Raw genomic sequence first — 14,780 nt, 5'->3', positions numbered from 1 at the left:
TCAACCTGAAGTATCTGGACGAGAGTGGGTTTGGTTTGTCTTTACCGATAGGCTATAGCTGGACACTCAAGGGGCAGTCGCACCAACGCGAGGTTCCCCGATACTTTGGAGGCGCAGGGCGAATCAATCTTATCGGCAGTTGGTCATATTCCGACAACCACCTGCAATACGCAGTGCTGGAAGGCAAATGCACCAAAGAAGCCGTACTGGCTTTTCTGATGACCCAGGCTCAGCAGGCCAGTCAGCAAAGCAAGCTCACCGTCATCGTGCTTGACAATGCCAGCTTCCACAAAGCCCAGCTGATCCAGGCTCACCTGGCCACCTGGCAAGCACAAAACCTCTATCTGCGCTTCTTACCGCCCTACTGCCCTCAGCTCAACCTCATCGAGACCCTCTGGAAAAAGCTCAAAGCCTTCCTCCTGCCCCGCCGTCATTACGCTTGCCTCTCGCAACTCAAGCAAGCCCTTTTGCATGCCTTAGGTCTACTGGGGGCTGTAGAGGTAAAAATCTGATGTGGAGATACTTACCTGCGCTCGGAGCCCCAACCTGGCTTGCCTTGAACTATAGTTGCGCAGTATCGCCCCAGTTTTGCAGCCGGGCCTGGTAGGCTGGGCTCTGGTAGCGCGATAGCAAAAAGGCCGGAGCATAGCCGGGCAACGCAGCGCCGGTCACATGAGCTGCAAGCAACTCCCCAGCTGCACAGGCGGCCATCACGCCAAAGCCCGATAGCGCCCCAATTATGTAACCTCCCTTAACCGGAAGGGGGCCAATCAGGGGACGGTTCTCCTGGGTTTTGAGGTAATAGCCCCCGTCTATCCAGGGCTTGGGGGCTTTCTCGAAATACCGCTGGAGGCCCGGAACCATCACCGACAGGCCGCGCAGGGCCACCTCGGCGTAGTGGGGGTCAGGGGGAAGGGGGAAGACGGGCTCCACAGGCTCGGTGTGCAGGTTGTAGAGCACCAGCAGGGTGGTGCTGGCCCCCGGCCCATCGGGCCGGCAGTGGACACCCGAAGGAAGCTTTCCTAAGAGCCAGCGGGTACTCTCCTCCTCGGCCAGCACGGCCCGTTCTTCGGGGCTCCAGGGCAGTTCCGTCTCGTCCATCCAGATGAGCATGGGGGCCTCGCGGGGTATAGCGCCCAGGGTCTCGCTGAAGCTCATCTTGAGATGCCGCTCGGCAAAGACGGGCAGTTCCACCCCCAGCAACTGGCCCACCTGTTTTTGCATGGGCCCGGCGGCGTTGATAAAGATGGAGGTATGGATGGAGTCAGTGAGGCCATCCGCCCGCCTGACCTGCACAGACGCCACCGCCCCGCCCTTTAGATCCACCCCCACCACCTGGCCCCGTACCAGCCGAACCCCGCTTTCGCGGGCCTGTTCCAGCAGGTACATTCCCAGTTGCTGGGCCGAGAGCCAGCCCGCCCGGCGCACATGCAGTACAGCCCGGGTGCCGGGGTTGAGGTAGGGAAAGTGCTGCTGAATCAGGGTTGGGTCGCTAATCAGGTCGGTTCCCTCGAGCCAGGGGTCGAAGCCCTGGGCAGGGGAGGGCCGGTAGGAACTGTGACTGTGGCTGTGAACCCGCAGAGCTCCCGCGCCCTTTTGGGCGGCATCCAGGGCAGCCTGGGCCAGCATGGGAATTTTGCCCGCATCGGCAGTGGCGTAGAGGTAACCCCGGCGGTTCAGGTGGATGCGGTTGGAAGATTCGCGGGCGATGGCCTCGAGCAGCTCGATGCTGCGGTTCATGAGGGCAATCATGTGCCCGTCCGGCCCCGGCCACCAGTTGCGGTAGGCCTCGGTAGACTTGTCGGAGGTGAGCGAAAGGGGGTCGCCCTGCTCCACAATAACGATGTCCTTCAAGCCCTTTTTCCCCAGGTAATAAGCCGCCGCGACCCCGGCGATACCGGCTCCGCAGATAACGACTTCGGCTGTAGGGTTGGTCATAAATTGTATACAGTATACATCTAGACTCGAGCTGAGTCGGAAAGCCTAGCGCTAAAGGCCCACGGCCGAAGGTAGCAGCGAATTAGCCCAGAAGCGCCCGCACCGCTTCCTCGAAGACCTCGGTATGCCGCCGCACCTGCTCGGGGGTGGTCTCGGGCGAGATCAGGGTCATGTTATGGAAGGGGGTGAGCAGAATGCCCCGGTTCAGCATGAACAGGTGAATGAAGGGGTCGAGGTCGGGGTCCTGGCCGGCCAGGGCCTCGGAACCATTCCGGGCCGGGTTGGGGCGGAAGAGGTACTCCACCCGGCAGCCCACCCGGGTGACGTGCCAGGGCAGGCTGTACTTTTTGATTACGTCCTGCACTTCGGCCTCGAGCTGCTCTCCCAGGGCCATCATGCGCCGGTAGGCGGCCTCGGTCAGGACGTGCTCGAGGGTGGCCCGCATGGCCGCCAGCGAGAGAGCGTTGGCCGCCAGGGTGCCCCCGATGCCCCCGGTATCGGCGTAGGGGGGTTGGATGACGCTGTGCGCTTTTTGCCCAACTTCCTCGGTGAAGCCGTAGGCTGCGCTGGGAATACCGCTGCCCAGGGGTTTACCCACCGTCAGAATGTCGGGCTCCAGGCCGTGTGCTTTGGTGTAGCCCCCCGGCCCTGCCGAGAGAGTGTGGGTTTCGTCAATGATGAGCAGCGTGCCGTAGCGGCGGGTAAGTTCGCGCAAGGCCTCGTGGTAGCCCGGCAGCGGTTGCACGATGCCCACGTTGGTCATCACCGGCTCGGCCAGCACCGCCGCCACGTCACCAGGGCGCAGGGCCTCTTCCAGGGCCGCCAGGTCGTTCCACTCCACCACTTTGGTGGTTAGGGTAGGGTCTACCTGGGGTCCGATGTTGCCGGGGCGGCTGGCGGGTTTTCCATCCACCAGCCATGCATAGGCCTCATCCACCGTACCGTGGTAGCAGCCGTGGAAGACCAGCACCCTGGGTCTGCCGGTAATGGCCCGCGCCAGCCGGAGCGAGAAGCGGTTGGCGTCGGTGGCCGAGAGGGCGAATTGCCAGTACTTAAGGCCAAAGCGGCGCTGCAACTCCTCGGCTACCCAGAAGGCGTTCTCGGAAGGCAGCATGGTGGTGATGCCCTTCTCTAGCTGCTGGGTGATGCCGGGCAGGGCAGCCTGGGGCGAGTGGCCGGTCATGGCCCCGGTGTCGCCCAGGCACAGGTCTATGTACTGAAGCCCATCCACATCGCGGAAGGTGGCCCCCCTGGCCTCGGCCACAAAGATCGGGAAGCCCCCCGGCCAGCGGGTCATCCAGTGCATGGGTACCCCCGCCAGCAACGAGTTTTGCGCACGCTGATAGAGTTCAAACGACCTGGGGTGGCGCTCGACAAAAAGCTGCTGCTCTGTTTGCATCAGGGCTTTGACTTTGCTGCGATCGATGGTTGCGCTAGCGTTCATGTTTCTACCTCTTGCAGCGATTTGCGAAAGCACACGATGCGCTCGACTTCCTGGTAGCCCAGGCAGGCGTGGGCCTGGTGGCTCTGGGTATTCGAAATTTCGCTGTCGGAAGCCATCTCGGTACAACCCTGGGCCCGGGCCCAATCCTCGGCGGCCTCCACCAGCCGGCGCCCGACGCCGGTTTTGCGGTGTGTGGGTGCAACATACCAGCCCTCGAGGTAGCCCACCGGGCTGCTCTCGCAGCCCTCGGCGTAGGCCCGCAAGGAGACCTCCACAAAGCCCACCAGTGCCCCCTCCTGTTCGGCCACAAAACCCACCTGATGGTCGGCGCTCAGGATTTGGGCCACCTCGAGCTCAAAATCCAAAGCGCTGTCGGGCCATAAGGCGGTGCGCAGGTAGAAGTAGGCCGGCAGGTCCTGGGGTTGCAAGCGCCGGATGGTCATGGGAGCTCCTCCCCGTTCAGCACGGTGCGCTGCACACAAAGGCTGTAGGGGTCTCGTATATCGCCCTCCAGCACTACAAAGTCGGCCCATTGGCCCACCTCCAGGCTGCCGCGGTTGCCCTCGTCCCCCTGGGTAACCGCGCCGCCCATGGTGTAGGCCCAGAGTGCTTGTTCCAGGCTCACCTGGTTCCCCGGGCACAGCGGCTCGAGCATGGCGGCCTGCAAGCCCCGGATGGGCTCCACCTGCTGCACCACCGGCCCGTCCGACGAGAAGGCCACCGTAAGGCCCGCCTCGAACATGGCCCGCAGGTTGAAGCAGCGGCAGAACCAGTCGTCCGGCACGTAGCGCTCGTAGTTGGCGCGCAGCTCGCTCAAAAAAACCGGCTGGGGCACGGCGATAATCCCCAGTTCGCGGGCTTTTTGCAGGTGCTCTGGGCCGGCCAGCCCGAAGTGCTCGATGCGGTGGCGCGGGCCCGGGGTCTGCTGGTAGAGCCGCTCGTAGACCCGCAACACCTGATCCAGGGCCCGGTCGCCGATGGCATGGGTGCCGATGCGAAAGCCTGCGCGGTGGGCCTCGAGCGCCAGAGCGAATAGCTCTTCTTCCTCGAAGCGCAGGATGCCGTAGCTTTGGGGCTTTAGGGTCTTGTAGGGCTGGGAAATGGCGGCAGTAGCCCCGGAAAGCCCCCCATCGGCAAAAAACTTCACCGAGTCGCAGCGCAGCTGGTCGGAAACATGCTTCTCGGGCAGGGGGAAGGTCTCGGTGCCCCCGTCGGGGCGGCGAATGTAGAGCAGGTTGACCCGGATGGGCAGTTCGCCGCGCTCGTCCAGGGCTTTGTAGGCAGCATACAAGGGGGGGTCTACGGCGGGGTCGGTGGCGCTGGTCACGCCCAGGCTGCGCAGGTACTCGCAACCCGCCTTCACCCACAGCTCGTATTGGGCCTGGGTGGGCTCGCCCATAGCCCGGAAGACCAGCCCGTAGGCGGTTTCGTAGAGGATGCCCTGGTCGTAGTGGATCTCCCCACCGGGCACAGAGGTTTCGGGGGTGATGCCCGCGAGTTGCAACGCCTGCGAGTTCACCGCGTGGATGTGGGCGCAGGTACGGGTGAGGAGCACCGGGTTATGGGGCGCAAGTTTGTCCAGGGCAGCTTTGGAAGGCATGGTTTTTTCGGCCAGCAGGGCCTCGTTCCAGCCCCGCCCCCACAACCACTCGCCGGGCTTCAGCGTCCTGGCCCGTTCTGCTACCCTGGCGTACACCTCGGCCAGCGAGGTAATGCCCCGCAAATCGAGCAGGGTGGTGCGCAGTTGCCCCACTTTCCAGATGTGCACATGGGCGTCGTTGAAGCCGGGGAGCAGGGTGCGGCCTTCCAGGTGAAGCTGTGGGGTGCCCGGCGGGGCCAGGTTCAGAAGGTCGGAAAGGGCGCCTGTAGCGGCAATCCTGCCGTTTTGCACGTAGAGGGCCTCGAGGGGCTCCAGGCGGTACACCCCCTCCCGCCTCGAGGGGTTCAGGATTTGGCCACCGTACAGGAGTAAACGGCTCATGGATTCCTTCCCGGGGCCTGGGGATTGCGCCACACGATAAACACCCCGTAGTTGCCACAACTGGGATCGTCGAGGTAGTCGGGCATAATGCCCCAGACGTTGTAGCCCCGTTTGAGCTGTACCGAGAGCACCGGGTCGAACATCTCGCCTTTTACCACCCGGGCCACGTACTGCTCGATGAAAAGGTCGCGCTGATAGCGGGCAAAGCCCTTGGGCATGGCCCCGGCCACGTGGCCCTTGAGGCCCAGGCGGCGCACCAGTTCCTGGCGGGCGGTGTAGAGCAGGGTGGAAAGACCCAGCCCGCGAAACGCGGGGTGGACACCAATATCGGCCCCATAGAGCCAGTCGCCCTGGGGGTCGTGGGTGGTGAGCCAGTTGTGCCCCACGGCCTCCATGTACTTGTGCTGAAAGTGCAGAAAGTTGACCCGGGTGCGCAGGTCGGTGGAGCACGCCACCACCTGGCCGGTCTCACGCTCCACTACCGCGTGCTGCCCCTCGGGGAAAACCCGCATATGGGCCTGGTAGTGCTCGGCGGTGATCAGTTCGTCTTTGGCCAGCGAGGGAAAAGAAGCCCGCTGGATGACCTCGAGCGCCTCGGCCATCCAGGGCTCCGACTGCACCACCGCAAAGCGGTTGTCGGGGCTTACCAGAAGTTCGCGCATAAAGGTTTTATAGCCCATAGCCATAGGTCGGGCTGCTTGTTAACGGCTTTTGAGCTGCGTCCAGGCTTCGTCCAGTACGCGGTTTTTGTTGCCCTGGTCCAGGATGAACTCGAGCACTTTCATCTGGGCTTCGCTGGGCCAGATGGCCGGGTTCTGGAGCATCTGGGGCTTCAGGAGCTTTTTGGCGGCGGCGTTGGGGGTGGCCGACTGCTGGTACTCGGCCAGGCGGGCCCCAATTTTTGCGTCCAGGATGAAGTTGATGAACCGGTGGGCGGCCTCGGGGTTGGGGGCTTTGGCCGGAATGGCCATGCTATCGATGAAGAGCGTGCTGCCCTCCTTGGGAATGGTGAAGCCGTAGCGGGGGTTGCCCTCGGCCACCCGCAGCGCGTCCTGGTTGTAGACCACCGCCGCCACAATCTGGTTGGCCAGCAGCAGCTTGGTGGCCGAAACCCCACCCTGGAAGCCCTTGAAATTACGGCTCTGCTTGGCAGCGAGCATGGCCTCCAGGGCCTGCTTGACCTGGGCAGGGTCGGTGGTGTTAACCGAACGGCCCAGGTAGCGCAGGCCGATGCCCAGCATCTCGCGCGAAGAGTCCATAAAGGTAAAAGGCCCCTTCTGCTGCCGGGGGTCGAAGAGCACGCTCCAGGAGGCGGGCGGGGTCTTGAAAATATCGGTGCGATACATCAGGCCCACCGTGCCCCACAAGTACCCCACGGTGTAGCGGTTGCCGGGGTCGAAGGGGGGGTTGGTGAACTTGGGCTCGAGGTTTTTCAGGTTGGGAATTTTGCTCTTGTCCAGGGGTTGCAACAGCTTCAGGTTAATCAACACCGGCACGATGAAATCCGAGGGTACTACCAGGTCGAACTGGCTGACGCCGCCGGCCTGGAGCTTGGCCTGCATCTCCTCGTTGGACTCGTAGTAGGCGATGCGTACTTTGAGGCCGGTTTGTTTCTCAAAATCGGCCACGATGGCCGGGTCTATGTAGTCGGTCCAGGTGTAAAGCTGGAGGGTCTTGTTTTGTGCGAAAGCCAGCGCCAGAAAAACCATCAGCGCGAGGATATGTTTCATGGTTTGCTCCTTTTGGCTCTTATCAACATACGGTTGTGGGTACGCTACTGCAAGATGGCCTGGAGCATCGGAAGGCCGATATTGGCTCCACAGATGACGATGACCACTTTTTGCCCCTGGTATTGCACGCTTTGCTGGAGAAAAGCCGCCAGCGCGACCCCTGCGGCCCCCTCCAGAAGCTGGTGTTGGGTCTCCAAAAAAAGCCGCATGGCCGCCTTGATTTCCTCTTCGCTGACCGTGACCCAGCCGTCAACTAACTGCTGGCAGAGGCCAAGGGTGATGGCCCCCGGCTCCAAACCACCCGCACTGCCATCCGATAGGGTGGGCTTAGCCTCAACCGAGACGATTTGCCCGGCCCGGATCGAGGCCAGCATGGCAGCGTCGTTTTTTGGCTGGCAGCCGACAATTTGCGTTTGCGGCCAGACCGATTTAAGGTACGAGGCGATGCCAGAGATCATCCCGCCGCCCCCCACCGTCGCAAAGACTGCATCTGGGGGCTGTGGCATCTGTTGGGCTATCTCTACCCCGATGGTGCCCTGCCCGGCAATCACCTCCGGGTCGTTGTAGGGCGAGATGTAGACCATGTCGTTTTGCCGGGCATACTGCCTGGCATAAACCTCGGTATCTTCGCCGCTCTGCCCGTAGATGCGCACCTCGGCCCCATAGCGCCTTATGGCCTCCAGCTTGGTGGGGCTGGCTCCTTCCGGCACGAAAACCACGCCCCTAGCCCTCAGCTTATGAAGCCCGTAAGCCACCCCGGCCCCGTGGTTGCCGCTGCTGGCCGCCACCACGCCTTTTTGTAGTTGCCCGGGCGGGAGCGAGAGCAGCTTGTTCAGCGCCCCCCGCACCTTGAAGGAGCCGGTGTGCTGGAGGTTCTCGAGCTTCAGCCAGACCTGGGCCCCCGTAATTTGCGAGAAGGCCAGCGATAGATCCAGTGGGGTCTCGCGCACGTGGGGCCGCAGGCGGGTGTGGGCCTGTAGGATGGCCTGAGGCAGGCTTGCTATGGGCTGGCTGGACATGGGTTGCTTCAGGCTAGGCCCCAACCGCCATGGCCTGGTAGGTCTCACGGATGGCCCCCGCCACCACCCCCAGGGCCTCGAGCAGCATCTCCTCGGGGATGTCCAGCGCAGGTAAAAAGCGGATGCAGTTGGTGTAGAGCCCGGCCCGGATCAGAATTACGCCCCGCCTCGAGGCCAGCTTGATGGTCTCCATGGCGAACTCCTGCCAGGGTTCTTTGGTCTGGGGGTCTTTGACGAACTCGAGTACCATCATGGCCCCCACCCCGCGCACATCGCCCAGCACCGGAATTTCGCCCTTCAGCGGCTCAAAGGTCTCGCGCACTATGCGTTCGATACGCTGGGCTTTGTCCAGGAAGCCGGGGGACTCGAGTATCTTCAGGGCTTCCAGGGCCGACACGCAGGCCAGGGGGTTGCCGCCGTAGGTGCTGCCCACCCCGCCCACGTGGGGGGCATCCAGAATCTCGGCCCGGCCCGTCACGGCGCTGATGGGCATCCCCGCCCCCAGGCTCTTGGCGCTAATAATCAGGTCGGGTACCACCCCGCTGTGTTCGATGGCCCAGAGCTTTCCGGTACGGCCCGAGCCACTCTGAATTTCATCGGCAATCATCACCGCGCCCGTTGTGTCGCAGACCTCGCGGATCTTACGCAAAAACTTGTGCGGCACCGGAATAAAGCCCCCCTCGCCGATGACCGGCTCAATCACGATGGCCGCCAGCGCCGAGGGGTCTATGTGGGCGGTCAGGGCGTTTTCCAGGTTCCAGCAGGCCCAGTCCACGTATTCTTCGGGGGTCATGCCCCTGGGGGTGCGGTACAGGTTGGGCACCGGCAGGCGGTAGACCTCGGGGGCAAAGGGGCCAAAGCCCTTCTTGAAAAGGCCCCACTTGCTGGTCATGGCCATGGTCAGGTTGGTGCGCCCGTGGTAGGCCCCCTCGAAGACGATCACCCCGCTTCGCCCAGTGTAGCGGCGGGCGAACTTGACCGCATTCTCCACCGCCTCGGCCCCGCCGTTGGCGAGCAGGGTCTTTTTGGGGAAGTCGCCAGGGGTGAGCCGGTTCAGGGCCTCGCAGACGGCCACGTAGGGCTCGTAGTTGGCCACGATGCTGCACATGTGCAACAGCTCGTCGGTCTGGGCTTTGATGGCTTCTACCACGCTTTGGGGCGTGTGCCCCACGGCCAGCACCCCGATGCCGCCTGCCAGGTCAATAAGGGTGTTGCCGTCCACGTCTTCCACCAGCGAGCCGTGGGCTTTCTTCACCGCGATGGGGTTGGCCTGGGCCAGCGCAGCGCTCACGGCGGCGGCGCGGCGCGATTGGAGTTCCTGGCTCTTGGGGCCGGGAATGGGTGTTTTGAGTTGGATGTAAGGCACAGGTTCCTCCAGGGGAGGTTGAGGGTCAAGCGTTTAGGGTCTAGGGCCGGTCATTACCGGCCAACCGCAAAAATGATGTACTGCTTGCAGCACAAAACAGCCCCCGGCCCTGGAGGCGGAATACAGGCCTTTTGCACGTCCATCTGCCCTCAGTGTAACAGATAAGAGGCTGCGTATACTTTTGACCCTCGCCCGGAAAAAATCTGTGCTACAGTACCTTTGTTCACCCAACTGCTTTGGTAGGAAAAAGGCGTCTTTTGGGAGGACTGCCGTGATGAAAAAAACGTTCTTTTTGCTTTTGGCTCTGGTTTTTTTGTCGGCCTGCTCTGGTGGATCCATATTCGACCCGTCTTTTGTGGGGCCAAGCGGCCAACTGGACTCGAGCTTTGGTCAAGACGGCAAGGTAATCACTCCACTCGGTCAGCATGCTCGAGCCTATGCCCTGGTCCTCCAGCCCAACGGCAAGTTGATAGCGGCTGGCGCTAGCTATGACGGTAGGCAGAACGACTTTGCTCTAGCCCGCTACAACCCGGACGGAAGCTTGGATAACACCTTTGGGAATGGAGGAACGGCGGTGGCCCCGGTTACCTCGGTTCACGAGATGGCTTTTGCTCTAATTATCCAACCCGATGGCAAGGTGGTTGCAGCAGGAAACAGTAGCCGTAACTTTGCGCTGGCCCGCTATAACCCAGATGGTAGTTTGGACAACACCTTTGATGAAGATGGAATGTTGAGCTTATCGGTTGGGAAAAGCGATAGCGGCATCCGGGCCCTGGTGCGCCAGCCCGACGGCAAGCTGGTGGCGGCAGGGTGGGGGGTGGAACTTCTTAGCCCGGACTTCGCCTTAGTCCGTTTCAACCCGGACGGCAGCCTGGATACCCGCTTCGGAGAAGGGGGAGTGGCCTTTGCAGAGTTTAGTTCGGTCTTAGCTCCCATGGATATCGCTAATAGCCTTGTCCGCCAGCCCGATGGCAAACTGGTGGCGGCAGGTCGATCGGAAGCCAACTTTGCTTTAGCCCGCTTCCACCCAGATGGCAGTCTGGATTACAGCTTTGGTAAGAAGGGTCTGGTGGTTACACCCCTCATCACCGACTATAGCAACGACGAAATCAAGGCCCTGGTTTTGCAGCCGGATGGCAAGCTGTTAGCTGCTGGAGCCACCGATGCCCTGACCAATGAAGATACAGATGGTGTGCCTGATGCAGACATTGCCCTGGTTCGCTATAACTCGAACGGTAGCCTGGATACCTCGTTTGGCAAAGGAGGCGTGGTGATTGAGGAGGTCAGCTCCTACGCCGACGATGTTGAAGCTTTGCTTCTTCAACCCGATGGCAAGCTGGTGGTAGCGGGGTACAGTTTTGGCGCAGCAAACCAGGGGAACATTTTACTCTTGCGCTACAACCAAGATGGTCGTCTGGATACGAGCTTCGGTAGTGGTGGCAAGGTGCTTGTTCCTATGTCCCATCAAGATACTTCCGCTACCGCGGTGGTTCTCCAGCCCGATGGCAAGCTGGTAGTGGCCGGATACGCCCACGTCAACGGGCAATACAACTTTGTATTGCTGCGCTTCCGCTAAGGCTTCAAATGCTTTGCAAAAAGCCATATAACACGTGTAATACCTCCTCCTCCCAGCGGGTATAGGCCGAGTAAATACCCCTGTGGGTGGTGGGGTCACAGCCCTGCCCACCCAGGATGTAGACGAGTGCGTTCTGTTCCTCTGGGTCGAAGAGCAGCCCGCTCAGCAGACCGTAGGCGTCGCCCAGGTGCCCATACCAGGGCCGCCCGTGACCCCTCACCGGACAATCCAGACCGGGGGTGTTGGTAAAACGCCACACCCCCAACCCCCAACTGAGGGCCTGCCCCTCCATCGTATCGCCGTTGTGTCCGTCCCATATCCACTGGGGTTGCAGCATTCGTTGCAACGTGGTGGGTTGCAGGATGGGGGGTGCTTTCCCCATAAACAGCAGCGCCATCTGGGCCAGTTCCAAGGCCGAAGCCCGTAGGCCCCCCTGCGGCGAGAAAAAAGTGGCGTTGGTGCCGGGCTGGTAGGTGCTCAAGTCCACCACCACCAAACTGTCGTCGGGCTTATCGGGGTTCTGGGTTATGGGGCCAGGGGGTATCACACCACCGTAGTCATCTACCTGCGCTACCCAGGGGCCTGAAGGGTTCCACACACCGCCTGCTTGCTTGCGATACAGCACCGCCAGGTTGCCGATCTCCTCCGGGGTGAACCGGCTCGCGTTGAACCCACCTCCCAACCCCAGAGGCCGCAGCACTGTTCGCTCCATAAACAGGTCGAAGCGCACCCCTGCAACACATTCAATCAGGGTGCCCAGCAGCCCCGTATTGAGGTTGGCGTACTGGGCGTAGGCGCCGGGGGCATGGCGGGGGTCAAAGTGCGCCCCGTCCTCAAAGAAGCGCCCCTCCGGCCTGAAGAAATCCTGCAGGGTGTAGGGGCTGGGAACGGCGTATCGGCTACCGTCCCGAATCGAAGAGGTGTGGCTGAGCAGATGCCAGACGCGAATGGGCGCCTTGGGGAAGGCCGGGTTCCGCAGGGTAAAGCCCAGGTACTCGCTTACGTCGCTCTCCAGGTCTATTGTGCCCTGCTCAACCAGCCGCATTATCCCCAGGGCCACCGCCAGCTTGGAGATGGAGGCCACCCGGAAGCGGGTCTGGTTGTTTACCGGAAGGTTTTTGCCGGGGTCGTTCGGGTCAATATAGCGGTCTCCAAACGACTCGGCATAGACGATGTTCCCGGCCCGGATGACCACAACCTGAAGGCTGGGAATGGCGTGTAGGGGGTTTTGAAGAAGGGTTTGAAGTTTAGTCTGGAGACTTTGAAATGGCATCTGATTGCATTGTAGGGCTCGATAAGAATAATATACCTGAGTTTAAATACCGTTAGTCAACACACCTGGCGCGTACGGGACATTGCACGTGGAAAGATTGGTCGGGATAATGAGCCAGTCATTGCCCTTTACCCGACCGGTAGAGAAAATGGCTTGGAAGGTCACTACGCCATGTCTCAAGCCTACATTGTGCACGAGGGATGGTTCTCGGCTACTGTGTTTTTGTGGATAACCAGGTACAAGGGCGACTTCAGGGAGGGTACGTTTGTCAACGTAACCGATATGGGTGCCTACTATAGCGGGGCATACGGCATGTACCGGAGGTAGCTGCAATGAAAGGACTCAGGTGGTCTAGGTGGTATCTGGCGGGCCTTACCTTGATACTTACGGCCTGCCCGTTGTATACTCCAGCAACTTTACCAGCCTTACCCGTCTTGTACAAGGCAAATGGCGTTTGCCAGGGGGTGATGGTAACAAACCATGTGGAGGATTCAAAGTGGTCTATTCATAAAACTGTGGGACCGCCTATTATCATTGAGACTGCCCCCCTTCCAGCCGGTCAGGCTGTTCGCATCCCAGACCCCCAGCCGTTTCCTGAAACAACCAGATATACTATCTGGAAGTATAATCCTGAACAAGAAATTGGCTCTAAGTTCCTGGTTGATCTGACCTGGCATTGTCTACCGGACAAACAACCCGAAAGGGTTGAGTTCCTGAAAATCAACGAAACTTCAAACGTGGAAGGTTTGGTTATCGAAGAAGATGCGAGCCTTCCTAGTGGGCTTCGTATTACACGGGAGAAACGATCGGTATGGGTAGGCTCCCCATAGTTTGAGCGCATACTTTAGCGGGGCATGTTGCTGCAGACTGGGAACCCATGCCAGGTAGCGAAGGAACGTTTGTAGCGATTCGATTCCAGATAACCCGACCGGCTACCAGCCCATCGCGGAACGAAACCCAACCTCCCTTGCCTAGACTGGATATGTGGAAGGGTTTTTACAGACAGTATTTTACTTTATATTACGGGCAGATACCCCACCTGCGGGTGCAATGCTCGGATGCGCCCGCATTGGAATTTGTAAGCCAACCAGGCAAGTTGATTTTTGTGATACTGGAAGATGCGACAGTTCCCAGCAAACTACGGGTTTTGCAGTATGCTACATACGAATTTGGCCCGTAGGGGGGCCTCCTTGTCCCCCTGGTAGTGAACCCTACTATCAGGGGTCTATTGTGGTGAAGTTGTGCAGCTTTGTCTGGGTTGTAACGCCCGGACTGGAATAGTGGAACGGCTGAACAACGCGACACCAGCAGCTTTGATGCGCTTTGCCTTGAGCCTGAACCCGTGCCTCTAGCGGCTCTTCACCGCTGTCCAGACCTCGTCGTAGAGGCGGGTGTCCTTGCCCAGGTCGAGGACGAACTCGAGCTTCGCCATGGTGGCGGCATCGGGGTAGATGGCGGGGTTCTTGCGGTCGGCGGGGTTGATAAAAGGCAGGGCGGCCTTGTTGGGGGTGGCGTAGCGGTTGAAGTTGGAGAGCTGGGCCCCGATTTTAGCGTCCAGAATAAAGTTGATGAACTGGTGAGCGGCCTCTGGGTTGGGGGCGCGGGCGGGAATGGCCATGTTGTCCAGGAAGAGCGCGGCCCCCTCCTTGGGCACCACAAAGCCCACGTTCTTGTTCTCTTCGGCGGCCTTGAGGGCATCGCCGTTGTAGACCACCGCGTAGGTAGCGGTTCCTGCGACCAGCCGGTTCTTGGCCCCCACCCCGCCTTCAAAGCCCAGGAAGCGGGGGTTCTTCTTGGCGTTCAGGAGTACCTGCCCGGCAGCCCGCACCTCGGCGGGGTTTTTGCTGTTGATGGACTTGCCCTGGTAGCGCAGCGCGGCCCCCATCATCTCGCGGATGGAGTCCATCAGCACAAAGGGCTTGTCGGCCCCCGGCCCCAGAATTACGCTCCAACTGGTGGGGGTGGGCACACGGTCTTTGCGGTACATGATGCCCGACATGCCCCACTGGTAGGCCACACTGTAGCGGTTGCCGGGGTCGAAGGGCGGGTTGGCAAACTTGGGCTCGAGGTTCTTCAGGTTGGGGATTTTGCTCTTGTCCAGCGGCTGCACCAGCTTGAGCTGGATCAGGGTGGGGATGATGTAGTCGCCCGGCACAATCACGTCGTACTGCGAGACCCCGCCTGCCTGGAGCTTGGCCAGCATGTCTTCGTTGGACTCGTAGAGGTCGATGCGCACCCGCAGGTTGAACTTTTGTTCAAAGGCTTTGATGATGGCCGGATCCATGTACTCCGACCAGATAAAAAGCCGCATCTCGCGGGGCTGGGCCAGGGCCAGGGGCAAAACCATTAAGCCGAGTAGAGCCAGCAGGCGGTTCATCATTTCTCCTCCAGGATGCACTTAGTTTACCGTAGGGGCTTGCGTTTCTCCATGCGGGGTTGGGGCTCACTTTGAG

At 60.9% G+C, this 14,780-nt stretch carries 12 protein-coding genes; 2 read left to right on the top strand and 10 right to left on the bottom strand.

Translation table 11 applies throughout. The features are described 5' to 3' along the window. Nucleotides 1–512 (top strand): IS630 family transposase (locus tag Mhypo_RS11600; RefSeq protein WP_119341452.1); only part of this gene is annotated, 512 nt, incomplete at its 5' end. 49 nt (nucleotides 513–561) lie between these two features. On the opposite strand, the gene Mhypo_RS11595 is transcribed toward Mhypo_RS11600, so the two are convergent. The 8 genes from Mhypo_RS11595 to Mhypo_RS11560 all read right to left on the bottom strand — a co-directional run bounded on the left by Mhypo_RS11595 (nucleotide 562) and on the right by Mhypo_RS11560 (nucleotide 9,478). Next, nucleotides 562–1,938 carry an NAD(P)/FAD-dependent oxidoreductase gene (locus tag Mhypo_RS11595; protein ID WP_119341451.1) on the bottom strand — a complete coding sequence of 459 codons (1,377 nt, stop codon included), beginning with the start codon at nucleotides 1,936–1,938 and terminating at the stop codon, nucleotides 562–564. A gap of 82 nt (nucleotides 1,939–2,020) precedes the next feature. Then, nucleotides 2,021–3,382 (bottom strand): aspartate aminotransferase family protein, encoded by a 1,362-nt coding sequence (locus Mhypo_RS11590; RefSeq protein WP_119341450.1) that lies wholly within the window; start codon nucleotides 3,380–3,382, stop codon nucleotides 2,021–2,023. After that, a complete protein-coding gene (gene aac(6'), locus Mhypo_RS11585) occupies nucleotides 3,379–3,825 on the bottom strand; it encodes an aminoglycoside 6'-N-acetyltransferase (RefSeq protein ID WP_119341449.1) in 447 nt (148 codons plus the stop codon). The genes Mhypo_RS11590 and aac(6') overlap by 4 nt, the downstream gene beginning before the upstream one ends. Beyond that, nucleotides 3,822–5,363 carry an amidohydrolase gene (locus tag Mhypo_RS11580; protein ID WP_119341448.1) on the bottom strand — a complete coding sequence of 514 codons (1,542 nt, stop codon included), beginning with the start codon at nucleotides 5,361–5,363 and terminating at the stop codon, nucleotides 3,822–3,824. The genes aac(6') and Mhypo_RS11580 overlap by 4 nt, the downstream gene beginning before the upstream one ends. Next, a complete protein-coding gene (locus Mhypo_RS11575; protein WP_119341455.1) occupies nucleotides 5,360–6,025 on the bottom strand; it encodes a GNAT family N-acetyltransferase in 666 nt (221 codons plus the stop codon). The genes Mhypo_RS11580 and Mhypo_RS11575 overlap by 4 nt, the downstream gene beginning before the upstream one ends. Nucleotides 6,026–6,064: 39 nt before the next feature. Continuing rightward, nucleotides 6,065–7,093 carry an ABC transporter substrate-binding protein gene (locus Mhypo_RS11570; RefSeq protein WP_119341447.1) on the bottom strand — a complete coding sequence of 343 codons (1,029 nt, stop codon included), beginning with the start codon at nucleotides 7,091–7,093 and terminating at the stop codon, nucleotides 6,065–6,067. A gap of 44 nt (nucleotides 7,094–7,137) precedes the next feature. Beyond that, on the bottom strand, nucleotides 7,138–8,112 hold the full coding sequence (locus Mhypo_RS11565) for a threonine/serine dehydratase (RefSeq protein WP_119341446.1): 975 nt from the start codon (nucleotides 8,110–8,112) through the stop codon (nucleotides 7,138–7,140). Nucleotides 8,113–8,125: 13 nt separating this feature from the next. Further along, nucleotides 8,126–9,478 carry an aspartate aminotransferase family protein gene (locus tag Mhypo_RS11560; protein ID WP_119341445.1) on the bottom strand — a complete coding sequence of 451 codons (1,353 nt, stop codon included), beginning with the start codon at nucleotides 9,476–9,478 and terminating at the stop codon, nucleotides 8,126–8,128. 274 nt (nucleotides 9,479–9,752) lie between these two features. Between Mhypo_RS11560 and Mhypo_RS11555 the strand changes: the two genes are divergently transcribed. After that, nucleotides 9,753–11,054 (top strand): delta-60 repeat domain-containing protein, encoded by a 1,302-nt coding sequence (locus tag Mhypo_RS11555; protein ID WP_119341444.1) that lies wholly within the window; start codon nucleotides 9,753–9,755, stop codon nucleotides 11,052–11,054. A gap of 4 nt (nucleotides 11,055–11,058) precedes the next feature. Here Mhypo_RS11555 and Mhypo_RS11550 read toward each other — a convergent pair whose 3' ends face one another. Further along, nucleotides 11,059–12,327 (bottom strand): serine hydrolase domain-containing protein, encoded by a 1,269-nt coding sequence (locus Mhypo_RS11550; RefSeq protein ID WP_119341443.1) that lies wholly within the window; start codon nucleotides 12,325–12,327, stop codon nucleotides 11,059–11,061. Nucleotides 12,328–13,675: 1,348 nt separating this feature from the next. After that, nucleotides 13,676–14,704 carry a polyamine ABC transporter substrate-binding protein gene (locus tag Mhypo_RS11540; protein ID WP_119341454.1) on the bottom strand — a complete coding sequence of 343 codons (1,029 nt, stop codon included), beginning with the start codon at nucleotides 14,702–14,704 and terminating at the stop codon, nucleotides 13,676–13,678. Between the last annotated feature and the right edge of the window lie 76 nt (nucleotides 14,705–14,780).

This window comes from Meiothermus hypogaeus (genome assembly GCF_003574035.1).
Lineage (GTDB): Bacteria > Deinococcota > Deinococci > Deinococcales > Thermaceae > Meiothermus > Meiothermus hypogaeus.
This window is presented reverse-complemented; position numbering and strand designations above follow the sequence as displayed.